The following is a 25299-nucleotide window of genomic DNA, read 5'->3' as shown; positions in this document are numbered from 1 at the left end:
GCTTGTTTTGTTTGTGAATAAAAGATAATCGTATAGTTAATTTGGGATTTTTTGTTGTGTTCAGAATAAAAAAGAAACTTCAGGCCTGTTTCTTTCTGGTGTTGAGCGTTTTCTTATCAGGGTCAGTTTGTGCCGAAACATTGATGGATGCTTTTTCTAAAGCTTATATACATAATGCTAAGTTGAAGAGTGAACGTGCGGCTGTGCGTATATCAGATGATGAGGTGGTCATTGCACGATCAGGGTTATTGCCACAAATTGAGGGAATTGGAAACTATGGGCGCAGTAAGTCTATTATAGGCCCCTATAGTACTTCTGGATCTTTCGGGGTAAGATTAAATCAAAGATTATTTGACGGTTTTATCACGCAAAATATGTTTTCTTCAGCTCAGGTTAAGCTTCAAGCGCAGCGTGAATATCTTCGAAATGCTGAACAAAATATCTTTCTAGATACTGTAACTGCTTATGCTAATGTTTATCAAGCGCGTCGTATTGCTGATCTTCGTAAAGAAAATTTGGCTGCTCTTGAAGAGCAAGTTCGTTCGAATAAAGCAAGATTTGATGTCGGGGAGGGAGGGCGTGTTGATCTTTCTCAGGCACAAGCTGCACGTTCCGTGGCTGTTTCGGAACTAAGTCTTGCACGTGCTGATGTAAAGTCAGCAGAAGCAGTTTATCGACAAGTTATTGGTTCTGATCCTGAAAAGTTAAAACGTCCACCAGTGGCAAAAGGTTTGCCCGTAAATCTTGATGCTGCTTACCAAATGAGTTTTGCTCTGCATCCAGCAATTCTTTATGCAAAATATTTAGTCGATGCTAGTTTTTATAATGTAAAGGCAAAAGAAGGAACTTTACTCCCTAAAATTGATTTTTCTGCTGCGGCGTCTTATAATCGAATTTACAGTGGTCCTGGAGAGGATGGAGTTTCTAAATCAATAGGATTGTCAGTTAATGTTCCAATTTTTGAAGGTGGGCGGACGACTGCTCAGATTCGACAGTCTAAGGAACAACTTGGGCAGGCTCATCTTCAGCTTGATTTGGCTCGTAGTAATATAAGGCAGGCACTTACTTCTGCTTGGTTTCAGTTAGAGGGTGCGCGCGCTTCTGTTGTTGCTTATCGTGAAAGTGTTAGTGCTGCTGAAATTGCTCTTAAAGGTCGTGTTCAAGAAAACCGCGTCGGGCAGGCAACGACGCTGGATGTTCTAAATTCTCGAACTCAGTTAATTAATGCTCAAATTGCGCTTGCTATGGCAGAACGGAATGCTGTCGTTGCAAGCTATGGTGTTCAATCTTCTGTTGGGAAATTAACGGCAGATTATTTAGGCTTAAAAACGATTAAATATAACCGATAAAAGCATAAAAATGGCTCTTTCATCTGCTGCTCAAAGTTTTTAATCTTTAAAAGATCTGCAAACCTGTAATTCACTATGTTGCAAAAGAAAACAGTTCAATGTTATTTTTTATAAATGAAGAAAGTTGTGTGTAGCAGCATCTTCATGACAAGCATGTTAGAAAATATAGTGGGAGGCATGTTGATCTTATGATTCTTTTGCTTACACTATAAAGTGTGATTCTGTTTGTTGTTGCGTCTTTGAGAGGTTTTTAAGTATGGTACAGAGTTCAAGCGTGTTACGTGAGCCAAGTATGGATGAAATTTTAACGTCTATTCGTGAAATCATCGAAGAGAATGCGGTTCATCCTGATTACTTTTCAAATGAAGGCGTTGCGGGGAATTCTTCTAGAGAAAATTTAGAGGTACCATCGGAGGGTGTTTATGATACAACCTTATCGGTTGATGATGCGATGAAGGCTTTGGCTGATCGCATTGGCCTCTCTTCTGAAAACCATGATTTTTCTTTAACGCAAGACAAAGAGAATACACAGGCGGAATATAATACGGTCGGCGTGGATATGCAAAAGATGAAGCTTTCTTCTGAAGAACAGCATTCTGTTCATAGAACAAAGGAATATAATGAGCCTTTTTCACAGTCTGAAAATGTGACTGTTGGTCATGTAGAATTGTCTGCGTATTGTATTTCTTCTGCAGAGAAGATTGCAAAGGATGTTTTGCGTCCGGCTATAGCAGAATGGTTGCAGCGTAAATTGCCCGTTATGCTTGAAGATATTTTACGTGAAGAGATCGTTAAAGCAATTAAGAAGTCGTCTTAATTTTTTATTTTCTCATTATTTTTTTATATGTTCATTTTGTTTGCAGTTTTGCAGACTTTGTGTGAGTAAATGGATTTTGCAGAGAGTATGATCAGATTTTAGATCATACGTTGTGCTTTTGTAGCGTTATGGATAAAGAGAATGTTAGACAAAAACTATGATGCTGCTTCTATAGAGCAACGGATTGCAAAGAAGTGGGAAGTTCGTGGTGCTTTTAAAGCAGGAATGGGCTCCAAAAGTGGTGCGGAATCTTTTTGTGTTATGCTACCACCGCCCAATGTTACAGGCTCGCTTCATATGGGGCACGCGCTCAATACCACAATTCAAGACATTATAGTCCGATTTCAACGAATGCGTGGCAAGAATGTATTGTGGCAGCCTGGTATGGATCATGCAGGGATTGCTACGCAAATGGTTGTCGAGCGTCAGCTTGCAGAGCGTCAAGAGCCAACACGTCAAGAGATGGGCAGAGAAAAATTTGTTAAGCGTATTTGGGAATGGCGTTATGAAACTGGTGGCGTTATTGCAAATCAACTACGTCGTCTTGGTGTTTCTTGTGATTGGTCTCGTGAGCGGTTTACAATGGATGACGGTTTGTCCGAGGCTGTTCGTGAAGTTTTTGTCGCGCTTTATAAACAAGGACTGATATATAGAGACAAGCGGCTTGTCAATTGGGATCCTAAATTATTAACGGCTATTTCAGATCTAGAAGTTGAGCAAAAAGAAGTTAAGGGTCATTTATGGCACTTTAGGTATCCACTTGAAGGTAAAGTTTTTGATTCAAGCGATGCTACAACTTTTATCACAGTTGCTACAACACGGCCAGAAACAATGCTAGGTGATACAGGAATTGCGGTTAATCCCGAAGATGATCGTTATAGAAATCTTATAGGCCAAAATGCTATTTTGCCATTTGTAGGGCGTAGGTTGTCGATTGTTGCTGATGCTTATGCCAATCCTGATGAGGGAAGTGGTGCTGTGAAAATTACGCCAGCACATGACTTTAATGATTTTGAAGTGGGCAAGCGTAATAATTTACGCTTGATCAATATCTTTACTGAAAAAGCTGAGATTTTTCTGCGTGAGAATGAAGCATTTTTTGAGGGAGTGATTTTATCGGATTCGTTAAAAATATTGGTAGAACATCTTGATCAAAAAGATCGTTTTGTTGCACGTGATCAAATTGTTTCTTTGATGGAAGAGAAAGGGTATTTGGTAACTGTTGATGATCATCCACATACCATTCCTTATGGAGATCGCAGTGGTGTCCCTATTGAACCCTTTTTAACAGATCAATGGTATGTTAATGCTGCAGAATTAGCGAAGCCAGCGATAGAAGCTGTTCATCAAGGAAAAACGCAATTTATTCCAAATAGCTGGAAAAAAACCTATTTCAATTGGATGCAAAATATTCAACCCTGGTGTGTTTCGCGCCAGTTATGGTGGGGGCATCAGATTCCAGCTTGGTATGGTCCTGATGGTAGGATTTTTGTTGAAAAAAGTAAAGAAGAAGCTTTAAGTTCAGCTCTTTCTCATTATGGTGAAGTGGTTGATTTAACCCGTGATCCGGATGTTTTGGATACTTGGTTTTCATCAGCTCTTTGGCCTTTTTCAACGCTGGGTTGGCCTAATAAAACACCAGAATTAGCTACCTTTTATCCAACATCTCTATCGGTTACAGGGTTTGATATCATTTTCTTTTGGGTTGCTCGCATGATGATGATGGGACTGCACTTTATGGGTGAGGTTCCTTTCGCAACGATCTATGTGCATGCTCTCGTACGAGATCAGAAGGGTGCAAAAATGTCAAAGTCCAAGGGGAATATTATTGATCCCTTAGAGCTCATTGATCAATATAGTGCGGATTCACTCCGTTTTACTTTGGCTATTATGACAGCACAAGGCCGGGATGTAAAACTTGATCCGTCCCGTATTGCAGGTTATCGTAATTTTGCTACGAAATTGTGGAATGCTACTCGGTTCGCACAGATGAACGGTGTTAAGCATGATCCGAATTTTAGGCCGGAAAAAGCAAAACTTGCGCTTAATCGTTGGATTTTAACAGAATTGTCTAAAACTATTGCGGCAGTGACAACTGGAATTGAAAACTATAAATTTAACGAGTCTGCCAGTGCGCTTTACCGATTCATTTGGAATACATTATGTGATTGGTACCTAGAACTTCTCAAACCTGTCTTTCAAGATTCCAAAGAGGATGCTAAAAATGAAGTGCGGGCGTGTACAGCTTGGGTTTTGGATGAAGTCTATAAACTTCTTCATCCTTTTATGCCCCATATGACGGAGGAGTTGTGGTCTCTCACAGAAACGCCAGACATGAAACGTGAGGATATGTTGGCACTGATACAATGGCCAGAGGAAGATTTTGCAGATGAAGAGGCTGCTTCCGATATTAATTGGCTTATTGATCTTGTGAGTGCGATTCGGTCTGTACGTTTTGAAATGAATATTCCTGCGGCTGCATTAGCACCGCTTGTTATTGTAGGGGGAGAAGAATTAACGCTAAAGCGTGTAAAACTTTATGAGGCTTTTATTAAAAAAATAGCACGTATTGAAACAATTCATTTTTCTGATAAAGCTCCAGCTATATCAGCACAAATGATTTTAGGGGAGGCGATTTTTTGTTTACCATTGGGTCAGTTGATTGATTTGGAAGCTGAGCAAGCTCGCTTGATGAAAGACGTCAGTAAAATTGAACAAGATATTGAGAAAATATCGGTTAAATTAAACAATCCTAAATTTATAGAAAATGCAAAACCAGAAATTGTTGAGGCTGAACGTAACAGGATTATAGAATTGCGTGCTGCGCAGAAGAAAATATCTCTTTCTTTAGAGCGGTTGGTATAATTGCACCTTTTTATTTTGTTTTTCTCATGGATCATTCCATACCATTGTGCTGTTCATTCATAGATTTTTTAAAAGAGAATTTCTCCTTTCTTCCAATATCATTTTCTAGCATTACTCATGAATGCTATAATGGAAATTTTACACAGTTTTACCATTTTTCCATTTATGAATTAGTTAGTGAATATCATCTTTCTTATTGTTCTCGCATTAAATCTCGCAAGTGTTAGGTTATCACATGTTTTACCCATTCTAAGATTGCTTTTCAAAATACAGATGTCTCTTTATTGAACAGTTTCTACTTATTCATGATAAGAATGTCGGAAATAACCTATAATATCAAGGGATCTGATACAAAATACAGAATGAAAATTTATTCTTAAAAATCAAATTTTTGCACAAAAATATAAAAGTTTCTTTTGGTAAAATATTTTCTTGCGATTTTCATTTATCTTCCTTTTCTGTTAAAATAATTGTTTTAAAATATCTTGTTTGTTTTACTAAGAAGAAGATTTTGAATGCATATAAAGAAGTTTGCAGCAGTTGTAAGATTCAAACTGAGATAAAGAGGGGTACTTTAGATGCTAAACAGGCTTAAGCTGTGGAACAAAACAGCAATTATTATTACTTTGAGTGTTTTTTGTTCTAATAGTACTTATGGAATAGATGTAAATAACACACAGGAATCGTCTTATAATTCGTTTTATTTTTTTAAACGTGGTATGTCTGCTTATAAAAATGGACAAATAAATCAGGCTATTTCAGCATTACGTTGCGCTGCCAATATGGGGCATATTGGTGCAAATTGGAAACTTGGCCACATCTATGCAGATGGTGATGGCGTTCCTGAAGATGATTATAAAGCATATAATTTTTTTGCATATATCGTGGAAAAAGGTGCTGATCTTGGTTCAGAGAATGAAAGCTATGTTTCTGATTCGTTGGTTAAGCTTGCGGGATATATAAAAAAAGGTATCCCTCAATCACCTGTAAAATCTAATCCTTCCTATGCTACTCGTCTTTATATGCAGGCTGCAATGAATTATGGAAATTCTAAAGCTCAGTACTATTTGGGACAAATATTTTTAAAAGGAGAGGGGAGAGAGAAAAACCTTGTACAAGCAGCACGATGGTTTCAACTTTCAGCAAGAAAAGGGAATCCTCCTGCTCAAGCGATGCTTGGGAACATGCTATTCCAGGCAGGAAAAACAGTGTGCGGGGTAGCGATGTTAACTGCCGCCTATGAAAAAGCTAATCCAAAAGATCGAGATTGGATAGGTCCTATGCAAGAGCGCGCTTTTTCTGCTTGTGATGAATTTGAGAGAAGTAGGGCGATGTCACTCGTTGCTGATATGTTAAAAAACAACAGTTTTTGAATATTTTACTTTAATATCTTTCCTATCCCCTAAGATTAAAGCTTGAACTTTTATGTATGATTCTGCAACAAAAATAGCTTTTGTCTTAATTCGTGATTAATGATGAAGGATTTTAGACAAAAACTCTTGCGCACGCGGTGTTCTACCTTGTGGAGAATAGAAGAACTCTTCGGATGAACAGTCTTCGAGAATTCTTCCTTGATCCATGAAAATAACACGCTCTGAGACTTTTTGAGCAAACCCCATTTCATGCGTTACACAAATCATTGTCATACCTTCTTCTGCTAAGCTGATCATTACATCTAATACTTCACCTACCATTTCAGGATCCAGAGCGGATGTTGGTTCATCAAAAAGCATAACAACTGGATCCATGGTTAAGGCACGTGCAATGGCAACACGTTGTTGTTGACCTCCAGAAAGTTGACCAGGGTATTTATTTTTATGTTCAATTAGTCCAACACGTTCAAGATATAATAAACCGCGTTCAAGAGCTTCTTTTTTATTGCGCTTGAGGACTTTGATTTGTGCAATTGTTAAATTTTCTATGACTGATAAATGTGGAAAAAGCTCGAAGTTTTGAAATACCATCCCTACGTGACTGCGCAATTTAGACAGATTAGTCTTTTTTGAATGAACAGGTATTCCATCAATCCAAATTTCACCTTTTTGGAAAGGGATCAAAGCATTAATAGTTTTAATAAGTGTCGACTTACCTGAACCAGACGGTCCACAAATTACAACAACTTCTCCTCTGTTAATAGTAGTTGTGCAGTTTTTGAGAACATTGATTTCGCCATACCAGTTAGAAACATTTTTTATTTCGATCATATGGGTAGACATTTTTTCTCCTGTTAGCGAATAATGGATACTTTTTTCTGTAGATATAAAACTATCTGCGACAATGTGAAGCAGATAACAAAATAGAAAATAGCTGCCAAGATATAAGCTTCTTGCTTTACACCAAAATTGTTAGCCACAATATCAAAACCGTTCAAAAGGCTATTACCACTGATTGCGTAAACAAGGGTTGTGTCCTGGAAGAGGATAATAACCTGTGTTAAAAAAACTGGCAGCATGTCTCTAAAAGCTTGGGGAAGAATTACGATATACATGTTTTGCCAATATGTCATTCCAAGAGCTTGCCCTGCATGTTTTTGTCCTTGCGAAACTGAATTTATACCAGCACGTATAATTTCGGCAAAATAAGCGGTTTCAAATGCAGTAAAAGTAATAAGTGCTGATTTATTTGCACCGATTGATGTACCGGTAATGAAAGGTAAAAGCACAAAAAACCATAAAATAACCATAACAAGTGGTATTGAACGCATAGCTGTTGTGTAAATTATTGCCAGTGAAGAAAGTAATTTAGTGCAAGAAAGCCGCATCATCGCTAAGAGTGTGCCGAAGATAATCCCCAATATCGTTGCAAAAAGAGTGAGAAAAACACTAAAGAGTAATCCCGATAGAATGTAAGAGCAAAATATCTCAAAAGTAAAAAATGAAAAATCAAAATTTGAAAAATTAAAAGGAAAATAAAATCCAAACTCGGAGCTTACGGAATCCATCATTATTCAATGTTCCTCTTTTTGAAAATTCGGAATTTTGAGCATTTGTTCAATGACTGTCATAATGATGAATATGAACAAAGCTATAAAAATATAAAGAATCGTGACGATCAGATAATTTTCGTAAACATGACTCACTTCTTCAATCGTTTGATATTGGAATTGCATGAGTTCATTTATTGAAACAGCAAATGCTATAGATGAATTTTTTACAATTCCCATTGCTTCTGAAGTAAGCGGGGGCATAATTGTGCGCATAGTGCACGGTAATATGATATAACGATAAATTTGATATGTTGTAAATCCCATTGCCATAGCTGCATAGCGTTGTCCAGAAGACATGGCTTCAATGCCTGAACGAACCTGTTCTGCAATGCGAGCAGATGTAAAGAATCCCAGGGCACATGTTATTAATAAAATAGGTGAGTAATTTATTGCTGGCGGATAAATTTTAGGCACGACAAAATACCATAAAAATACTTGTACAAGGAGAGGAATATTACGCATAATCTCCACCCAAATGTAACCGATAGCGCGAAATAAGCAATTGGTCATAGACGTATTTGGTAAAGTGCGCATTGTTCCTGTGATAATACCCAAAAATATAGCTAAAATTAGTGAGGAAATTGATAAAATAACTGTATTTTTTAAACTCTCGAGCAATGTATCTAAATAGGTATGGCTGACACCAGTGGTTCCAAGGCATCCCGCTACCAATGTTTGGGTAAGATCATCTTTACAAAGGAAAGAAAAGTCCATTAATTGATATTTCCTAAATTGAATTATTTGCAAATAAAACAACAAATCTACCATGTTTACATATGGCCAAATTTATTGAAAAAAGCATAACCACACTCAATTTTTTTAAAGAGTGTGGTTGTTCTTTATTTTTCAAATTCTATAAATTATTTTCTGGGTAGTCTTCACGAGGTTTACTGTTTGGATGCTTCCAGGCATATTTCGTCGATTCGGACAAGGCAAGATTGACAATAGTATTTGCAGGCGGAATTGGTTTCATAAACCATTTATCATAAAGTTTTTCAAGCGAGTGGTTTTTGATTTGATGCACGATGCTTTCATTGATTGCGTGTTCCAGGTTTTGGTCATTTAATCGGAGCATACAAGCAATGGGTTCGACTGAAAGTACCGTATCAAGGATGACGTAATTAGATGGATTTTTTGATTTAGCAATATGTCCAGCAAGAATTGAGGCATCCATGATAAATGCGTCTGCACGACCCGATTCTAGTAATAAGAAGCTATCTCCATGGTCTTTGCCCTTTACGACTTTAAAGTTAATGTTTTTTGCACGTTTGTTTCTGCGAATAAGTTGAACAGCGGTTGTTCCGGTGGTGGTAGCAACTGTTTTTCCATTTAAATCTTCAAGAGATTTAATGTTAGAATTTTTCTTTACGGCAATCCGAACTTCTTCAACGTAAGTGGTGTAAGCAAATGCTGCTTCTTTACTACGAAAAATATCATTTGTTGTTGAGCCACATTCAAAATCATAGGTATTGTTTTGCAGTAGAGGAATTCTATTTTGTGATGTGATGGGGAGATAATGAATTTTAATTGGTTTACCAATTTTTTTTGAAATGTCATCAATGATATGTTCTGCCATTTCTGTGTGAAAGCCTACATATTTTCCATTACCAAGAGCATAACCTAAACCAGACGATTCGCGAACACCTAGAGTAATTTCCCCCGTTCTTTTAATTTTTTCAAATGTATCATTTTCAGCTTTTGCAATACCTATCAGCTCTATGATGGTTGCGGTTGCTGCAATGAATATTAAAAGTGATTTTCTCATTCTTTACTCCATGCATTGTACGATGTCTTCTTGTTTTTTTAGATTACCATGGGCTGTGTAACATATTTATTATTCTAGGTGGGATATTTTTTTTATTATCCCAATGAAAGAGCTATTATACTTTAGTTAATTGAAATTAAGGTCAATCCAAACGGGAATATGGTCAGATGGTTTTTTGTACCCTCTTACTTCTTTTTGGCTATAAGCGCAGATAAGCTTATCGACAGCTTCTGGGGATAAGAGAAAGTGATCAATACGAATCCCGTTATCTTTGCGCCATGCAGCAGCTTGAAAATCCCAGAAGCTGAATGAGGGAGTATCTGTGACATTACGAATAGCGTCATAAAAACCCAAATGAACAATGCGTTGGAATGCTTGTCTTGTTTGTGGAAGAAATAAGGCGTCATTACTCCATTCTTGAGGGATTTTTGCATCCAATGGAGCTGGGATGACATTATAATCGCCAGCTAGAACAAGAGGTTCTTCATATTTTAACAATGATTTTGCATGTGTATATAATCTTTCCATCCATTCCATTTTATAAGGATATTTTTCGCTGTTGATGGGATTTCCATTTGGAAGATAAAGTGATGCAACACGAATAACGCCTTTATTTATTGAATAAACGGCTTCAATGTAACGTGTTTGTTCATCTTTGTCATTGCCTGGTAATTGGCGGATAACTTCATCAGGTGTTTTTTTTGAGAGAATCGCAACACCATTGAAACTTTTTTGTCCGTATGTTTCTATGTGATAACCTAAGCCTTCAATTGCATCGCGTGGAAAGTTCTCGTCGGTACTTTTTATTTCTTGTAAACAGACTATATCAGGCTGAGTTTTCTGTAGCCATTGATATAATGTTGCATGCCGTGCTTTTATTCCAGCAATGTTCCACGTTACTATTTTCATGGTACTCATCTTAGGTATTTTAGGTGTTATATGTACGTTATAATACTCTACATATACAATTCGTTAAATTAACGATGTTAAAGCGTTCTATAAACCTCCCCTGATATGCCGTCTCTCTTTAGATTATTTTGAAGCAAATATTACTATGGTAACCTGATTTATCAAGAGTGTTTGTTAAAAGCCAAATTTAATATCTTACGATTTAATTTATTTTCATTTTTAGAAACTTTCTGATGTTTAGTTCTTGACGAATGTATGTGTTCTCGCTATTAGAGACTATCACAACCGTTTAAGAGTGATGAGCGTTTTTGGAGTGTTATTCTAAAAGGTCGTTCGGACAGGGTTTGATTAGGAAATTAAAAGCAAATGCCAGTGCAAGAGGCTATTGCCTTCTCTGCTTTTAGTCGGGTAAGCTGTTTATAGCAAGCGTGCCCGATTTTGTGTTTAGGCTTAAGTGTTGGTTCCGATTGTATTCGGAATAGATACAAGTAAATGAAGCCCAAGTGGGTGAGACGAACGTAGATCGAAAAGAGGAAGGTTGCATGCCTACCGTAAACCAGTTGATTCGCAAGCCGCGTATTACGCCAGTTAAGCGTAATAAGGTTCCTGCTCTTCAGTCAAATCCGCAGAAACGTGGTGTTTGTACGCGTGTCTATACAACGACGCCGAAGAAACCAAATTCTGCTCTTCGTAAAGTTGCTAAGGTCCGTTTGACAAATGGATTTGAGGTGATTGGTTATATTCCTGGAGAGGGGCATAATCTTCAAGAGCACTCTGTTGTGATGATTCGGGGTGGTCGTGTGAAGGATTTGCCAGGAGTTCGGTATCACATTATCCGTGGGTTGCTTGATACGCAGGGTGTCAAGAATCGTAAACAGCGTCGTTCAAAGTATGGCGCGAAGCGTCCAAAGTAATATTGAGAGACAGAGCCAATGTCCCGTCGCCATAGAGCAGAAAAACGTGAAATTAATCCAGATCCCAAATTTGGTGATTTGGTCATTACGAAATTTATGAATGCCATTATGTTTGATGGTAAAAAATCTGTTGCTGAGCGTATTGTTTACGGTGCGCTTGATGTTATAGAGAGTAAAGTAAAATCAGATCCTGTGGCTTTGTTTCGTCGGGCGTTAGAAAATGTTGCCCCTCATATTGAGGTCCGTTCACGTCGTGTTGGTGGTGCTACTTACCAGGTTCCAGTTGATGTTCGTCCTGATCGTCGTCAGGCTCTTGCTATTCGCTGGTTAATTTCGGCAGCGCGTGGGCGTAATGAGGCAACAATGATTGATCGTCTTTCTGGTGAATTGATGGATGCAGCTAATAATCGCGGTTCTGCAGTGAAAAAGCGTGAGGATGTTCATCGTATGGCTGAGGCTAATCGTGCATTCTCTCATTATCGCTGGTAGGTGTGTTTAAGAAAAACTAAGGCAAGTGCAATGACTCGCGAATATAAAATTGAAGATTATCGTAATTTTGGTATTATGGCGCATATTGATGCCGGTAAAACCACTATGACTGAGCGTATTTTGTTCTATACCGGCAAGAATCATAAAATCGGCGAGACTCATGATGGTGCTTCTACAATGGATTGGATGGAGCAGGAGCAAGAGCGTGGTATTACGATTACCTCTGCTGCTACGACGACCTTTTGGAAAGGGCGTGATGGTCGGAAGCGGCGTTTTAATATCATTGATACGCCAGGGCATGTTGACTTTACGATTGAGGTTGAGCGTTCTTTGCGTGTTCTTGATGGTGCGATAGCGTTGCTAGATGCAAATGCTGGTGTGGAACCTCAGACAGAAACCGTTTGGCGCCAGGCTGAGAAATATCGTGTGCCACGCATGGTGTTTGTGAATAAGATGGATAAAATAGGCGCTGATTTTTATCGTAGCGTGGAAATGGTTGGTTCGCGTTTGGGTGCTAAAGCACTGGTTTTGCAATTGCCAATCGGTGCTGAGAACGATTTTGAAGGTGTTGTTGATCTCGTTGAGATGAAGGCATTAAGGTGGGATGGTTCTATTGGTGCTTCGGCGACGGTTGGTGAAATTCCTTCTGATTTGAAGGAAAAAGCTGAAGAATATCGCGAAAAGTTAGTTGAGATGGCGGTTGAAGTTGATGAGGCTGCGACAGAAGCTTATTTGGAAGGTGTGATGCCAACCAATGAACAGCTTGTCGCTCTTATTCGGAAGGGAACTGTAGAGGTTCAGTTCCATCCAGTTCTGTGTGGTACTGCTTTTAAGAATAAAGGAGTTCAGCCTCTTTTGGATGCTGTTGTTTCTTATCTTCCTTCTCCGGTTGATGTGCCTGCAATTAGTGGTATTGATGTGAAGACTGGAGGTGAAACAACGCGTGAATCTTCAGATGATGCTCCGCTTTCTATGCTTGCTTTTAAGATTATGAATGATCCGTTTGTAGGGTCGTTAACTTTTTGTCGTATTTATTCTGGTAAAGTTCAAAAAAGTATTTCTCTTGAAAATACTGTGAAGAGGAAAAGAGAGCGTTTGGGTCGTATGCTTCAAATGCATTCAAATTCTCGTGAAGATATTGAAGAGGCTTTTGCGGGTGATATTGTTGCTCTTGCGGGGCTTAAGGAAACAACAACAGGTGATACTCTTTGTGATCCTCTAAAACCTGTTATTTTGGAGCGCATGGAATTTCCAGAGCCTGTTATTGAGATTGCAATTGAGCCAAAAACAAAAGCGGACCAAGAAAAGATGGGTATTGCACTTAATCGTTTGGCAGCTGAGGATCCTTCGTTTCGTGTTAAATCGGATGAAGAATCAGGTCAAACGATTATTGCTGGAATGGGTGAACTTCATCTTGATATTATTGTTGATCGTATGCGGCGTGAATTTAAGGTTGAAGCTAATGTTGGGCAACCTCAGGTTGCTTATCGTGAATCGATTACGAAAATCGCAGAAGTTGATTATACACATAAGAAGCAATCGGGTGGAGCGGGGCAATTTGCTCGTGTAAAAATTATTTTTGAACCTCATGATGGTGATGATTTTATTTTTGAGTCGAAAATTGTTGGTGGAGCCGTTCCTAAAGAGTATATTCCCGGTGTTCAGAAAGGAATTGAGAGTGTTATGGGTTCGGGTCCTCTTGCAGGTTTTCCTATGCTTGGTGTAAAAGCTACTTTGGTCGATGGTGGTTATCATGATGTTGATTCTTCCGTTTTGGCTTTTGAAATTGCTGCTCGTGCGGCTTTTCGGGATGGTGCAAAAAAGGCTGCTGCACAGCTTCTTGAGCCTATAATGAAGGTAGAGGTTGTTACTCCGGAAGATTATGTTGGTGATGTCATTGGTGATTTAAATTCTCGTCGCGGTCAAATTTCAGGAACTGAAGCGCGTGGTATTGCAACGGTTGTAAATGCAATGGTTCCTTTGGCGAATATGTTTGGTTATGTGAATAGTCTTCGTTCAATGAGTCAAGGACGTGCACAGTATACAATGCAGTTTGATCATTACGAACCTGTTCCCTCGGCTGTTGCTTTGGAGATACAAAAAAAATACGCGTGATTTTAGGTAGCGTAATTAATTTTTAACTTAGTCCTTGGTTTGGACCCGAAAATGGAGAGCTCAAATGGCAAAGAGCAAATTTGAACGCACAAAACCGCATGTTAATATTGGTACGATTGGTCACGTTGACCATGGAAAGACCTCATTGACAGCAGCGATTACGAAATATTTTGGTGAATTTAAAGCTTATGACCAAATTGATGCGGCACCTGAGGAGCGTGCGCGTGGAATTACTATTTCTACAGCGCATGTTGAATATGAAACAGAGAAGCGGCATTATGCACATGTTGATTGTCCAGGTCATGCGGATTATGTGAAGAACATGATCACAGGCGCAGCGCAAATGGATGGTGCGATTTTGGTTGTTTCTGCTGCTGATGGTCCTATGCCTCAGACACGTGAGCATATTCTTCTTGCGCGTCAGGTTGGTGTTCCAGCGATTGTTGTTTTTCTCAATAAGGTTGATCAGGTTGATGATGATGAGCTTTTGGAGCTTGTTGAACTTGAAATTCGGGAGCTATTATCAAAATATGATTTTCCAGGAGACGATATTCCGATCGTTAAAGGTTCTGCTTTGGCAGCACTTGAAGATAAAGATAAAAGCATTGGTGAAGATGCGGTTCGTCTTTTGATGAGTGAAGTTGATAATTACATACCGACGCCTGAGCGTCCTGTTGATCAACCATTTTTGATGCCAATTGAAGATGTTTTTTCGATTTCGGGTCGTGGGACTGTTGTGACGGGTCGTGTTGAGCGCGGTATCATTAAAGTTGGTGAAGAAGTTGAGATTATCGGCATTCGTCCAACTTCTAAGACGACAGTTACAGGGGTTGAAATGTTCCGCAAGCTTTTGGATCAGGGGCAAGCGGGTGATAATATTGGAGCGCTACTTCGTGGTATTGATCGTGAAGGGATTGAGCGTGGACAAGTTTTGGCGAAGCCTGCTTCGGTTACACCTCATACAAGGTTTAAAGCGGAGGCTTACATTTTGACGAAAGATGAAGGTGGTCGTCATACTCCATTTTTCACGAATTATCGCCCTCAGTTTTACTTCCGTACCACAGATGTGACGGGGATTGTTACGCTTCCGGAGGGTACAGAAATGGTTATGCCTGGTGATAATGTTGCTATGGATGTCTCTCTAATTGTTCCGATTGCCATGGAAGAAAAACTTCGTTTTGCTATTCGTGAAGGGGGTCGTACTGTTGGTGCAGGTATCGTTTCTAAGATCATTGAGTAAATAATGGTTGTTGAAAGAGTGTCTTTATTGTTAAAAGCGCTTTGCATAACAAGGAAATAAAGAGCATGAACAGTCAAAATATCCGCATTCGTTTGAAGGCATTTGACCACAGGATTCTTGATGCGTCGACGCGTGAGATTGTGTCGACCGCTAAGCGTACTGGTGCGAATGTCCGTGGTCCTATTCCGCTTCCAACGCGGATTGAGAAGTTTACGGTCAATCGTGGGCCGCACATCGATAAGAAGAGCCGTGAGCAGTTTGAAATGCGTACACATAAGCGTCTTCTTGATATTGTTGATCCAACACCGCAAACAGTGGATGCGCTTATGAAGCTTGATCTTTCTGCTGGTGTGGATGTTGAGATTAAGCTCTGAGGTTTGAGGACAGAAGGAACAGACCCGATGCGTTCAGGTGTAATAGCACAGAAGCTGGGCATGACCCGTATTTATAATGATGCTGGTGAACATGTGCCAGTTACGGTACTTCGTTTGGAAAATTGTCAAGTCATTGCTCAGCGTACAGTTGAAAAGAATGGTTATACTGCTGTTCAATTAGGTGTAGGTTTTGCTAAGGTGAAAAATACTTCGCAAGCTCTTCGTGGACATTTTGCTAAGGCTTCCGTTGAGCCAAAAGCCAAGATAGCAGAATTTCGTGTGAGTCCCGATAATCTTCTTGATATCGGTACTGAGATTACAGCGGAACATTTTGTTCCGGGGCAAAGGGTTGATGTGACAGGTACGACTATCGGTAAAGGTTTTGCTGGTGTTATGAAACGGCATAATTTTGGTGGCCACCGTGCTTCACATGGTAATTCAATCACACATCGTGCTCATGGTTCGACAGGACAATGTCAAGATCCAGGTAAAGTATTTAAGGGTAAAAAAATGGCTGGCCATATGGGACAGGTCCGTGTAACAACACAAAATATTGAAGTTGTTTCTACGGATGTTGAGCGTGGTTTAATTTTAGTACGTGGCGCTGTTTCTGGCTCTAAAGGTGCTTGGATTTTGGTGCGGGACGCTATAAAAAAGCCTCTTCCTGATAATGCACCAAGGCCTGCTGGTATTCGCCAACTTGCGAAGGAGAAAACGGAAATCGTTGCTCCGGTGATGGCAATCTCTGAAGCTGAGGGGGATGAATAATGGATCTTTTAATGAAAACCCTTGATGGGAGTGAAGCTGGTAAGTTAAAAGTTTCTGAAAGTGTTTTTGGTCTTGTGCCGCGTGAGGATATTTTACAGCGTGTTGTTCGTTGGCAGCTTGCGCGTCGTCAACAAGGGACACATCAGTCGCAGGGGAGATCTGACGTGTCACGGACAGGGGCAAAAATGTTTAAGCAAAAAGGAACTGGACGTGCTAGACACTCGTCTGCTCGTGCGCCACAGTTTCGAGGTGGTGGTAAGGCTCATGGTCCGATTTCTCGTAGTCATGCACATGATCTGCCTAAGAAGATTCGTGCATTTGGATTGCGTCTTGCTTTATCAGCCAAGTTAAAAGCAGATGATTTAATTGTTATTGATGAGCTGAATGTTAAGGATACTAAAACCAAAATGCTTGTTTCTTATTTTTCTAAGCTTGGGTTTAATAATGCTCTCTTAGTTGGTGGCAACGAGATTGATCCTAATTTTTTTCGTGCAGCATCTAATATTCCTAATATTGATATTTTACCAATTCAAGGAATTAATGTTTATGATATTCTGCGTCGCAGCAAACTTGTTTTATCAAAAGCAGCTGTCGAAGCTCTTGAGGAGCGTTTTAAATGAAAAACCTTCGCCATTATGATATAATTGTTAGTCCAGTTATTACTGAAAAATCGACTCTGATTTCTGAGTATAATCAAGTTGTTTTTAATGTTGTACCGAAAGCGACAAAGTCTGAGATTAAAGCTGCTGTTGAAGCGCTTTTTAGTGTTAGAGTTAAAGCAGTTAACACGATAGTTCATAAAGGTAAAGAGAAGCGTTTCAAAGGCATTGTCGGTCGGCAAAATGATGTCAAGAAAGCGATCGTCACGCTGGCGAGAGGTCAGTCCATCGACGTTTCGACAGGTCTTTAAAGAGGCTCGGAGATAAGAATAATGGCACTTAAGCAGTTTAATCCAACTACGCCGGGGCAGCGTCAGCTTGTTATCGTAGATCGTTCTTGCCTTTATAAAGGTAAGTCTGTAAAAATTTTGACTGAAGGTTTGTCATCGAAAGGTGGACGTAATAATCGTGGTCGTGTTACTGCTCGTTTTCAAGGTGGTGGTCATAAGCGTAGCTATAGGTTTGTTGATTTTAAGCGTTTTAAACGTGGTGTTCCTGCAAAAGTTGAACGTTTGGAATATGATCCGAATCGCACAGCTTTTATCGCGTTAATTCGCTATGAAGATGGACAATTAAGTTATATTCTTGCACCACAGCGTCTTGATATTGGTGATTCTATTATTGCTGGTTTAAATGTTGATATTAAGCCAGGTAATGCTATGCCGCTTGGTAATATGCCAGTGGGTACGATTATTCATAATGTTGAGATAAAACCAGGCAAAGGTGGTCAGATTGCACGTTCAGCTGGTGCTTACGCGCAGCTGGTTGGGCGAGATCAGGGAATGGCTATTCTTCGTCTTAATTCTGGTGAACAGCGTTTGGTGTCTAGCAGTTGTTTTGCAACTGTTGGTGCTGTTTCAAACCCTGATCATGCAAACATTAGTGATAGTAAAGCAGGAAGGTCACGTTGGCGTGGCAGGCGTCCACACGTTCGTGGTGTTGCTATGAATCCAGTTGATCATCCACATGGTGGTGGTGAGGGGCGTACATCAGGAGGACGTCATCCAGTGTCTCCTTGGGGTAAACCTACGAAAGGTAAGCGTACACGTTCCAATAAAGCCACTGATAAGTTTATTATGCGTACGCGTCATCAGCGCAAGAAATGAGAAAGGTAGTCTGAAATGGTTCGTTCAGTTTGGAAAGGTCCGTTTGTTGACGGCTATCTTCTTGGTAAAGCAGAGAAGGTACGTGCAAGTGGACGCAATGAAGTTATAAAAATATGGAGTCGTCGCTCTACTATTTTACCACAGTTTGTTGGTTTGACTTTTGGTGTTCACAACGGCAATAAACATATTCCTGTTTCCGTTTCGGAAGAGATGGTTGGGCATAAGTTTGGTGAGTTCGCTCCCACCCGGACTTATTATGGGCATGGTGCAGACAAGAAAGCGAAGAGGAAGTAGTGATGGGAAAAGCTAAAGTTTCGCGCCAGCTTAAGGATAATGAGGCGAAGGCTGTGGCTCGGACAATTCGTGTTAGTCCGCAAAAACTTAATTTAGTTGCTGCGATGATTCGTGGTAAAAGAGTTAGTGCTGCACTAGCTGATTTGACGTTTTCACGTAAACGTATTGCTGGAACGGTGAAAAAAACTCTTGAATCAGCAATTGCAAATGCAGAGAATAACCACGATCTTGATATTGATTCGCTTGTTGTTGCAGAAGCTTATGTTGGTAAGTCGATAGTGATGAAGCGTTTTCATGTTCGTGGTCGTGGTCGTGCTAGTCGCATTGAACGTTCATTTTCGCATCTTACTATTATTGTTCGTGAATCTACCGAAAAAGTGGAGGCCGCATAATGGGTCAGAAAATCAATCCAATAGGATTTCGTCTTGGAGTTAATCGGACCTGGGATTCTCGTTGGTATGCTGATAGTGGTGAGTATGGACGTTTGCTTCATGAGGATTTTAAAATTCGTTTATACGTGCTTGAAGAACTCAAACAGGCAGCTGTTTCTAAGGTTGTTATTGAGCGTCCTCATAAGAAATGTCGTGTGACGATTTATTCAGCGCGTCCTGGTTTGATTATTGGTAAAAAAGGTGCTGATATCGAGAAGCTTCGTCGTAAGCTTTCGGAAATGACAAATGTTGAGACTTCATTGAACATTGTGGAGATTCATAAACCAGAGATTGATGCGACAATTATTGCACAATCCGTTGCTCAGCAGTTAGAGCGTCGTGTTGCTTTTCGGCGTGCAATGAAGCGTGCAGTTCAATCGGCCCTGCGTCTTGGTGCAGAAGGTATTCGTATCAACTGTTCTGGTCGTCTTGGTGGTGCTGAGATTGCTCGTATGGAATGGTATCGTGAAGGTCGTGTTCCACTTCATACCTTGCGTTCTGATGTTGATTACGGTACAGCAGAAGCTAAGACTGCTTATGGTATTTGTGGTGTTAAGGTCTGGGTCTTTAAGGGCGAGATTCTCGAGTATGATCCGATGGCTTCAGAACGTCGTGCTGCGGAAGTAGATCATTCGGGTTCTTCATCGAATCGTCGCCGGGAAAATGCTTAGTTTTTTGATTGAGCTAAATTTTGGAGTAGAGAACAATGTTGCAGCCAAAGCGCACAAGGTTCCGTAAACAGTTCAAAGGTCGTATTCACGGTGTTTCGAAAGGTGGTACGGATTTAAATTTCGGTGCTTATGGTTTAAAGGCTGTTGAACCGGAGCGGATTACTGCCCGCCAAATTGAAGCGGCGCGTCGTGCGATTACACGTTATATGAAACGTTCTGGTCGTGTGTGGATTCGTGTTTTTCCGGATCTTCCGGTTACATCTAAACCAACCGAAGTTCGTATGGGTAAAGGTAAAGGAAGTGTCGATTATTGGGCAGCTCGTGTGGCGCCGGGACGCATTATGTTTGAGCTTGATGGGGTTCCTGAAGATGTAGCACGTAAAGCACTAAGATTGGGTGCTGCAAAGTTACCTATTAAGACGCGTTTCATCCAACGTATTACTGAATAAAGAGGTTAAGCGATGAGAGCCAAGGAATTAGGGGCGCAAGCGCTCGATCAAATGAAAGATGAGTTGGCAAAATTAAAGAAAGAGCAGTTTAATTTGCGCTTTCAAAAGGCGACAGGGCAATTAGAAAAGGTTTCGCGTGTTAAGCAGGTTCGGCGTGATATTGCGCGCGTTAAAACTTTTCTTCGTCAGAAGATAAACGAAAGTAAGGTTTAAGGAAATAAGAGATGCCTAAACGCATTTTGCAAGGTGTTGTTGTAAGTGATAAAAACGATAAGACTGTGGTTATCAAAGTGGAACGTCGTTATTCTCACCCGCTTCTCAAGAAGACTGTTAGGCAGTCTAAAAAGTATAAGGCGCATGACGAGAATAACCAGTTCAAGATTGGGGATCAAGTTTTTATTCAGGAATCTAAACCAATTTCGAAAGATAAGCGTTGGATTGTTGTTAAAGACAGTGTAGCATAGTTAACCAGGCTTGTTTTTTTTAAATTTAGCAGTGGTTTTTTCCGTTGGTGAATTGAGGGCAAGAATTTTATCGTTATTTTGCAGGAAAATCCGGGTATGTTAAGAGCATGGCCGGATATAAATGTTAAGAGAAGGTGGCCAATCATGATTCAGATGCAAACAAACCTCGACGTTGCTGATAATTCCGGTGCCCGTCGTGTCATGTGCATCAAGGTGTTAGGCGGTTCAAAGCGCAAATATGCTTCGGTCGGTGACATTATTGTTGTTTCGGTTAAGGATGCTATTCCTCGTGGTCGTGTTAAAAAAGGTGATGTGATGAAGGCTGTAGTGGTTCGTACTGCTAAGGATATTCGTCGCGCAGACGGTAGTGTTATTCGTTTTGATGGTAATGCTGCTGTTTTGGTCGATAATAAGAAAGAGCCGATCGGTACACGTATTTTTGGACCAGTTCCCCGCGAGCTTCGTGGTAGGAATCATATGAAGATCATCTCGCTCGCTCCTGAAGTGTTATAAGGAGCGAATGTTATGCAGAAGATTCGAAAAGGTGATAGAGTTGTTGTTTTATCCGGTAAGGATAAAGGGTGTAGTGGTGAAGTGATTAAGGTGAATCCGAAGGAGAGTAAAGCTTTTGTTCGTGGTGTGAATATGGTTAAATGTCATCAACGTCAGACGCAAAAGCAAGAAGCTGGGATTATTTCTAGAGAAGCTTCGATTCATTTATCTAATTTGGCCATTGCTGATCCTAAAGATGGTAAACCTACGCGTGTGGGTTTTCGTGTGAATGCAGATGGTAATAAGGTTCGTTTTGCCAAGCGTTCGGGAGAGTTGATTAATGGCTGAGGAAAAACAAACGCCCCGCATGAAAACGCATTATTTTGAAGTGGTTCGTAAGGCGCTTCAAGAGAAGTTTAATTATAAAAATGCAATGCAAATTCCACGGGTTGATAAAATTGTGGTTAATATGGGAATTGGTGAGGCAACTACCGATTCCAAGAAACCGTCTATTGCTGCTGAGGATTTGGGACTCATAACAGGTCAAAAGGCTGTTGTTACTCGCGCACGTAATTCTATTGCAACCTTTAAGGTTCGTGAAGGCATGCCACTTGGGGCTAAAGTTACGTTGCGTAAAGATCGTATGTTTGAGTTTTTGGATCGTCTTGTTACGATCGCACTTCCGCGGGTTCGTGATTTTCGTGGTCTGAACCCAAAAAGCTTTGATGGTCGTGGCAATTTTGCTATGGGTATTAGAGAGCACATTGTGTTTCCCGAGATCAATTATGATAAGGTTGATCAAATTTGGGGTATGGATATTATCGTTTGTACGACAGCAAAAACGGATGATGAGGCGCGAGAGTTGTTGCGTGCTTTTAATTTTCCTTTTCGTTCGTAACGGCAAACATAGTGAGGTAAGATTATGGCCAAAGTAAGTGCCGTTGAGAAAAATAAGCGTCGTGAGATGATGGTGAAGCGTTATGCTGCACGCCGTGCACGTTTGAAAGCGATAGTTATGGATCAGAAGATTTCGCTTGAAGAGCGTTTTAAAGCTTCTGTTCATTTAGCGGAATTGCCACGTAATTCTGCAAAAGTTCGTGTTCGTAATCGTTGTGAGGTTTCAGGGCGTCCTCGGGCTTATTATCGTAAATTAAGAATGTCGCGAATTGCGTTGCGTGAACTTGGTTCTGTGGGGCATGTTCCCGGTATTATTAAGTCTAGTTGGTGAGAGGAGATTACTCAATGTCTATGTCAGATCCTCTTGGTGATATGTTAACACGTATTCGTAATGCCCTTGGTCGTAAAAAAGGTAAGGTAGTTACGCCTGCTTCTAAGCTTCGTGCACGTGTACTTGATGTTCTTCGGTCGGAAGGTTATATTCGCGGATATAATCAAGTCGATTTAGGTGATGGAAAATCTGAAATTGAAATCGAGTTGAAATATCTTGAAGGGTTGTCCGCTATTCGTGAGATTTCACGTGTTTCAAAGCCGGGTCGTCGTGTCTATGTTTCTGCTAAGTCAATTCCTCATGTGGCAAATGGTCTTGGTATTTCGATTTTATCAACTCCTAAAGGCGTTATGGCGGATCATGAGGCACGTGAGCAAAATGTCGGTGGAGAGCTTCTTTGTCGTGTTTTCTAAATTGTATTAAGAAAACAGAAGAAAAATAGGTTAGAACAATGTCTCGTATTGGAAAAAAGCCCATTTCAGTTCCTTCTGGTGTTACTGCAACTGTCGAAGGTCAGTTGGTTAAAGCAAAAGGTCCGAAAGGTGAACTAAGTTATCTTGTCAGTGATGAGGTTTTAGTCAAGCTTGAGGAAAATATTATATCAGTTTCACCCCGCGACCAATCAAAAGATGCACGCTCTAAATGGGGTATGTCGCGTTCAATGATTGAAAATATTTTTTGTGGTGTCAAGGATGGTTTTGAAAAAAGGTTGGAGATTAACGGCGTTGGTTATCGTGCTGCTTTGCAGGGTAGGGATATTCAGTTATCGTTAGGTTTTTCGCACGATGTGATTTATAAAGTGCCATCGGGTGTGACTGTAAACATTCCTAAGCCTACAGAAATTGTTGTTTCTGGAATTGATAAGCAACAAGTTGGGCAAGTCGCAGCAGAAATTCGAGAATATCGTAGCCCTGAGCCTTACAAAGGCAAAGGTGTTAAGCATGCAGATGAGCGTATTTTTCGTAAAGAAGGCAAAAAGAAATAAGGGTTTTGCATCATGGTTTCATCTAAGGACATTATTCAGCGTCGTGCAAGGCGGGTTCGGCGTAGAATTAAAATGGTTTCTAGTGGTCGTCCGCGGTTTAGTGTTTATCGTTCAAATCAGAATATATATGCTCAAATTATCGATGATTTGCATGGATATACGCTTGTTTCTGCGTCTACCCTTGATGGTGATTTGAGAAAATCGTTAAAAAATGGTTCTGATAAAGAGGCTGCCTTTGCTGTTGGTAAATTAATTGCTGAGCGTGCCAAAAAAGCTGGTGTTAATGAAGTGGTTTTTGATCGTGGTGCTTATCTTTACCATGGTAGAGTAAAAGCTCTGGCTGAAGCTGCTCGTGAGGGTGGGTTGAACTTCTAAGGTATTTTATTTAGGAAATTCAGGTAAAGAGATTTTAGGGTGTTTCGTTTAAGTTCCTTTGCTTTAGTGGTGGGACTTTGTTAACGTGCTTCCGGAAAAGAAAAAGGAATTAGGAATGGCACAAAAAGAACGTAATGAGCGAGATGAACGTGAGAGTGAATTTGTCGATAGGCTTGTTTATATCAATCGTGTTGCTAAAGTTGTAAAGGGTGGTCGGCGTTTTGGTTTTGCTGCTCTTGTTGTTGTTGGAGATCAAAAGGGACGTGTGGGATTTGGTCATGGTAAAGCACGTGAAGTGCCAGAGGCGGTTCGTAAAGCTACAGAATCTGCGAAACGTGCAATGATTTATGTTCCACTTCGCTCTGGACGTACTTTGCATCATGATCTTGAAGGTCGTCATGGTGCTGGCCGTGTTTTATTGCGTTCTGCTTCTGCGGGTACCGGTATTATTGCTGGGGGACCAATGCGGGCTATTTTTGAAACTCTTGGTGTGCAGGATGTTGTTGCAAAATCACTAGGGTCTTCAAATCCTTATAACATGGTGCGTGCAACTTTTGATGCACTAAAACGTCAGATGCATCCTAGGGATATTGCAGCTCAACGTGGTATCAAGTATTCGACTTTGCAGGTACGTCGTCAGCATTTGGTTGATGCGGAAGGATAGTTTCTGGGATTATCAGAAAAGGAATTAAGAAATGCTTCAGAAAAGATCTCAGAATAGCAAAACTGTGACGGTTGAACAAATTGGAAGTCCGATTCGGAATTCACAGATTCAGCGTGCAACCTTGAAGGGACTTGGATTAAATAAAATGTATCGGCGGCGTGTTTTAGTGGATACTCTTTGCGTACGAGGGATGATCGCTAAAGTTCGGCATCTTGTTCGGGTTGTAGATGAAAATTAAAGGTCGCGGGAGTATAAATAATGAAACTCAATGAACTGAGTGATTGCAAAGGTGCAAAAAGGAATCGTAAACGTGTTGGCCGTGGTATCGGTTCGGGTATTGGTAAAACGGGTGGTCGCGGTGTGAAAGGGCAAAGATCGCGTTCTGGTGTTTCTCTTAATGGTTTTGAAGGTGGTCAAATGCCTATCTATCGTCGTTTGCCAAAGCGTGGATTTAGAAATTTTTTCGCCAAGGATTATAACGAAGTTTCCTTGGGACGTATTCAATTTGCAGTTGATACAGGAAAGTTGAACATTGAGAAACCTGTTGATATTATTGCACTGAAAGAAGCAGGCATTATTCGTCGTGTAAAAGATGGAGTCCGTCTTCTTTCTGATGGTGAGTTAAAAGAAAAAATTTTCTTTAATGTTTCTTATGCTTCTGAATCTGCTCGTCTTAAAATTGAAAAAGCTGGCGGTCAGATTCATTTTCTTGAAGCTGTTCGGTGAGTCTTTTTGATCTGAATGATGATCTAAGGAAGTATATCTACCTCATTCAAAGATATCTTTTGAGGAGAATTGCTTAGGTTTTGCATTTATTATATTATGAAGGTATGAATTTTAGAGTTATGCTTCTGTGATTTAAAGAACTGGAGTGTGGACGGGAGACGTTT

General features: G+C 40.2%; 34 protein-coding genes. 29 read left to right on the top strand and 5 right to left on the bottom strand.

Translation table 11 applies throughout. From position 1 onward, the window contains the following. Positions 1–32 precede the first annotated feature (32 nt). From O9A_RS05880 to O9A_RS05865, 4 genes are all read left to right on the top strand, one after another. Entirely contained in the window at positions 33–1349 is a 1317-nt protein-coding gene (locus O9A_RS05880; RefSeq protein ID WP_034459646.1) for a TolC family outer membrane protein, read from the top strand. A gap of 256 nt (positions 1350–1605) precedes the next feature. Next, a complete protein-coding gene (locus O9A_RS05875) occupies positions 1606–2166 on the top strand; it encodes a DUF2497 domain-containing protein (protein WP_034459642.1) in 561 nt (186 codons plus the stop codon). 141 nt (positions 2167–2307) lie between these two features. Continuing rightward, positions 2308–5031 (top strand): valine--tRNA ligase, encoded by a 2724-nt coding sequence (locus tag O9A_RS05870; protein WP_034459641.1) that lies wholly within the window; start codon positions 2308–2310, stop codon positions 5029–5031. A 578-nt stretch (positions 5032–5609) separates the two neighbouring features. After that, on the top strand, positions 5610–6404 hold the full coding sequence (locus O9A_RS05865) for a tetratricopeptide repeat protein (RefSeq protein WP_034459637.1): 795 nt from the start codon (positions 5610–5612) through the stop codon (positions 6402–6404). Between the two features lie 96 nt (positions 6405–6500). Here O9A_RS05865 and O9A_RS05860 read toward each other — a convergent pair whose 3' ends face one another. The 5 genes from O9A_RS05860 to xth all read right to left on the bottom strand — a co-directional run bounded on the left by O9A_RS05860 (position 6501) and on the right by xth (position 10691). Next, positions 6501–7247, bottom strand: a complete 747-nt coding sequence (locus O9A_RS05860) for an amino acid ABC transporter ATP-binding protein (protein WP_034459634.1) — start codon at positions 7245–7247, stop codon at positions 6501–6503. Positions 7248–7258: 11 nt separating this feature from the next. Further along, a complete protein-coding gene (locus O9A_RS05855; RefSeq protein ID WP_034459631.1) occupies positions 7259–7975 on the bottom strand; it encodes an amino acid ABC transporter permease in 717 nt (238 codons plus the stop codon). Between the two features lie 3 nt (positions 7976–7978). After that, the gene (locus O9A_RS05850) at positions 7979–8731 is read right to left on the bottom strand and encodes an amino acid ABC transporter permease (protein WP_034459628.1); all 753 of its coding nucleotides are present in this window, start codon (positions 8729–8731) and stop codon (positions 7979–7981) included. A gap of 139 nt (positions 8732–8870) precedes the next feature. Then, the gene (locus O9A_RS05845) at positions 8871–9782 is read right to left on the bottom strand and encodes a transporter substrate-binding domain-containing protein (RefSeq protein WP_034459625.1); all 912 of its coding nucleotides are present in this window, start codon (positions 9780–9782) and stop codon (positions 8871–8873) included. 126 nt (positions 9783–9908) lie between these two features. Then, on the bottom strand, positions 9909–10691 hold the full coding sequence (gene xth, locus O9A_RS05840) for an exodeoxyribonuclease III (RefSeq protein WP_034459621.1): 783 nt from the start codon (positions 10689–10691) through the stop codon (positions 9909–9911). Between the two features lie 542 nt (positions 10692–11233). Here xth and rpsL point away from each other — a divergent pair. The 25 genes from rpsL to rplO all read left to right on the top strand — a co-directional run bounded on the left by rpsL (position 11234) and on the right by rplO (position 25135). Next, positions 11234–11605 (top strand): 30S ribosomal protein S12, encoded by a 372-nt coding sequence (gene rpsL / locus O9A_RS05835; protein WP_034459619.1) that lies wholly within the window; start codon positions 11234–11236, stop codon positions 11603–11605. 18 nt (positions 11606–11623) lie between these two features. Continuing rightward, positions 11624–12094: a 30S ribosomal protein S7 gene (rpsG, locus tag O9A_RS05830; protein WP_034459616.1), complete on the top strand. Its 471-nt coding sequence runs from the start codon at positions 11624–11626 to the stop codon at positions 12092–12094. Between the two features lie 30 nt (positions 12095–12124). Then, positions 12125–14209 carry an elongation factor G gene (gene fusA, locus O9A_RS05825; protein WP_034459614.1) on the top strand — a complete coding sequence of 695 codons (2085 nt, stop codon included), beginning with the start codon at positions 12125–12127 and terminating at the stop codon, positions 14207–14209. Positions 14210–14273: 64 nt separating this feature from the next. After that, positions 14274–15449 carry an elongation factor Tu gene (gene tuf / locus O9A_RS05820; protein WP_034459023.1) on the top strand — a complete coding sequence of 392 codons (1176 nt, stop codon included), beginning with the start codon at positions 14274–14276 and terminating at the stop codon, positions 15447–15449. A 65-nt stretch (positions 15450–15514) separates the two neighbouring features. Beyond that, on the top strand, positions 15515–15823 hold the full coding sequence (gene rpsJ, locus O9A_RS05815) for a 30S ribosomal protein S10 (RefSeq protein WP_004855744.1): 309 nt from the start codon (positions 15515–15517) through the stop codon (positions 15821–15823). Between the two features lie 27 nt (positions 15824–15850). Next, positions 15851–16591 carry a 50S ribosomal protein L3 gene (gene rplC / locus O9A_RS05810; RefSeq protein WP_034459612.1) on the top strand — a complete coding sequence of 247 codons (741 nt, stop codon included), beginning with the start codon at positions 15851–15853 and terminating at the stop codon, positions 16589–16591. Continuing rightward, positions 16591–17211, top strand: coding sequence for a 50S ribosomal protein L4 (gene rplD / locus O9A_RS05805; protein WP_034459610.1), 621 nt, complete (start codon positions 16591–16593; stop codon positions 17209–17211). The genes rplC and rplD overlap by 1 nt, the downstream gene beginning before the upstream one ends. Further along, a complete protein-coding gene (locus tag O9A_RS05800; RefSeq protein ID WP_034459606.1) occupies positions 17208–17501 on the top strand; it encodes a 50S ribosomal protein L23 in 294 nt (97 codons plus the stop codon). Before rplD ends, O9A_RS05800 begins: the two co-directional genes overlap by 4 nt. A gap of 21 nt (positions 17502–17522) precedes the next feature. Next, positions 17523–18356: a 50S ribosomal protein L2 gene (rplB, locus tag O9A_RS05795; protein ID WP_034459604.1), complete on the top strand. Its 834-nt coding sequence runs from the start codon at positions 17523–17525 to the stop codon at positions 18354–18356. Between the two features lie 15 nt (positions 18357–18371). After that, positions 18372–18650, top strand: a complete 279-nt coding sequence (rpsS, locus tag O9A_RS05790) for a 30S ribosomal protein S19 (protein WP_011180910.1) — start codon at positions 18372–18374, stop codon at positions 18648–18650. Between the two features lie 2 nt (positions 18651–18652). Further along, positions 18653–19042 carry a 50S ribosomal protein L22 gene (rplV, locus tag O9A_RS05785; protein WP_034459596.1) on the top strand — a complete coding sequence of 130 codons (390 nt, stop codon included), beginning with the start codon at positions 18653–18655 and terminating at the stop codon, positions 19040–19042. Then, a complete protein-coding gene (gene rpsC / locus O9A_RS05780; protein WP_034459594.1) occupies positions 19042–19752 on the top strand; it encodes a 30S ribosomal protein S3 in 711 nt (236 codons plus the stop codon). Before rplV ends, rpsC begins: the two co-directional genes overlap by 1 nt. A gap of 35 nt (positions 19753–19787) precedes the next feature. Next, positions 19788–20201 carry a 50S ribosomal protein L16 gene (gene rplP / locus O9A_RS05775; RefSeq protein ID WP_034459592.1) on the top strand — a complete coding sequence of 138 codons (414 nt, stop codon included), beginning with the start codon at positions 19788–19790 and terminating at the stop codon, positions 20199–20201. Positions 20202–20213: 12 nt separating this feature from the next. Next, a complete protein-coding gene (gene rpmC, locus O9A_RS05770; protein ID WP_034459589.1) occupies positions 20214–20414 on the top strand; it encodes a 50S ribosomal protein L29 in 201 nt (66 codons plus the stop codon). A gap of 11 nt (positions 20415–20425) precedes the next feature. After that, positions 20426–20665: a 30S ribosomal protein S17 gene (rpsQ, locus tag O9A_RS05765; RefSeq protein ID WP_034459587.1), complete on the top strand. Its 240-nt coding sequence runs from the start codon at positions 20426–20428 to the stop codon at positions 20663–20665. 144 nt (positions 20666–20809) lie between these two features. Continuing rightward, positions 20810–21178 carry a 50S ribosomal protein L14 gene (rplN, locus tag O9A_RS05760; protein WP_004859184.1) on the top strand — a complete coding sequence of 123 codons (369 nt, stop codon included), beginning with the start codon at positions 20810–20812 and terminating at the stop codon, positions 21176–21178. 12 nt (positions 21179–21190) lie between these two features. Beyond that, on the top strand, positions 21191–21505 hold the full coding sequence (gene rplX, locus O9A_RS05755; RefSeq protein ID WP_034459576.1) for a 50S ribosomal protein L24: 315 nt from the start codon (positions 21191–21193) through the stop codon (positions 21503–21505). Next, positions 21498–22055 carry a 50S ribosomal protein L5 gene (gene rplE / locus O9A_RS05750; protein ID WP_034459573.1) on the top strand — a complete coding sequence of 186 codons (558 nt, stop codon included), beginning with the start codon at positions 21498–21500 and terminating at the stop codon, positions 22053–22055. The genes rplX and rplE overlap by 8 nt, the downstream gene beginning before the upstream one ends. Positions 22056–22079: 24 nt before the next feature. After that, positions 22080–22385 carry a 30S ribosomal protein S14 gene (gene rpsN, locus O9A_RS05745; RefSeq protein WP_034459570.1) on the top strand — a complete coding sequence of 102 codons (306 nt, stop codon included), beginning with the start codon at positions 22080–22082 and terminating at the stop codon, positions 22383–22385. 14 nt (positions 22386–22399) lie between these two features. Beyond that, positions 22400–22798 carry a 30S ribosomal protein S8 gene (rpsH, locus tag O9A_RS05740; RefSeq protein ID WP_034459567.1) on the top strand — a complete coding sequence of 133 codons (399 nt, stop codon included), beginning with the start codon at positions 22400–22402 and terminating at the stop codon, positions 22796–22798. Between the two features lie 38 nt (positions 22799–22836). Then, positions 22837–23370, top strand: coding sequence for a 50S ribosomal protein L6 (gene rplF / locus O9A_RS05735; protein ID WP_034459563.1), 534 nt, complete (start codon positions 22837–22839; stop codon positions 23368–23370). 12 nt (positions 23371–23382) lie between these two features. After that, positions 23383–23745, top strand: coding sequence for a 50S ribosomal protein L18 (gene rplR / locus O9A_RS05730; RefSeq protein ID WP_034459560.1), 363 nt, complete (start codon positions 23383–23385; stop codon positions 23743–23745). A 115-nt stretch (positions 23746–23860) separates the two neighbouring features. Beyond that, positions 23861–24409: a 30S ribosomal protein S5 gene (gene rpsE / locus O9A_RS05725; protein WP_034459556.1), complete on the top strand. Its 549-nt coding sequence runs from the start codon at positions 23861–23863 to the stop codon at positions 24407–24409. 31 nt (positions 24410–24440) lie between these two features. Next, complete coding sequence (gene rpmD, locus O9A_RS05720; protein ID WP_034459554.1) at positions 24441–24647, top strand: 50S ribosomal protein L30; 207 nt, start codon at positions 24441–24443, stop codon at positions 24645–24647. 20 nt (positions 24648–24667) lie between these two features. Next, positions 24668–25135: a 50S ribosomal protein L15 gene (gene rplO, locus O9A_RS05715; protein ID WP_034459552.1), complete on the top strand. Its 468-nt coding sequence runs from the start codon at positions 24668–24670 to the stop codon at positions 25133–25135. The last annotated feature ends 164 nt before the right edge of the window (positions 25136–25299 follow it).

This window comes from Bartonella koehlerae C-29 (genome assembly GCF_000706625.1).
Lineage (GTDB): Bacteria > Pseudomonadota > Alphaproteobacteria > Rhizobiales > Rhizobiaceae > Bartonella > Bartonella koehlerae.
The sequence above is the reverse complement of the archived record's forward strand: the minus strand, read 5'-3'. Positions and strand labels throughout refer to the sequence as shown.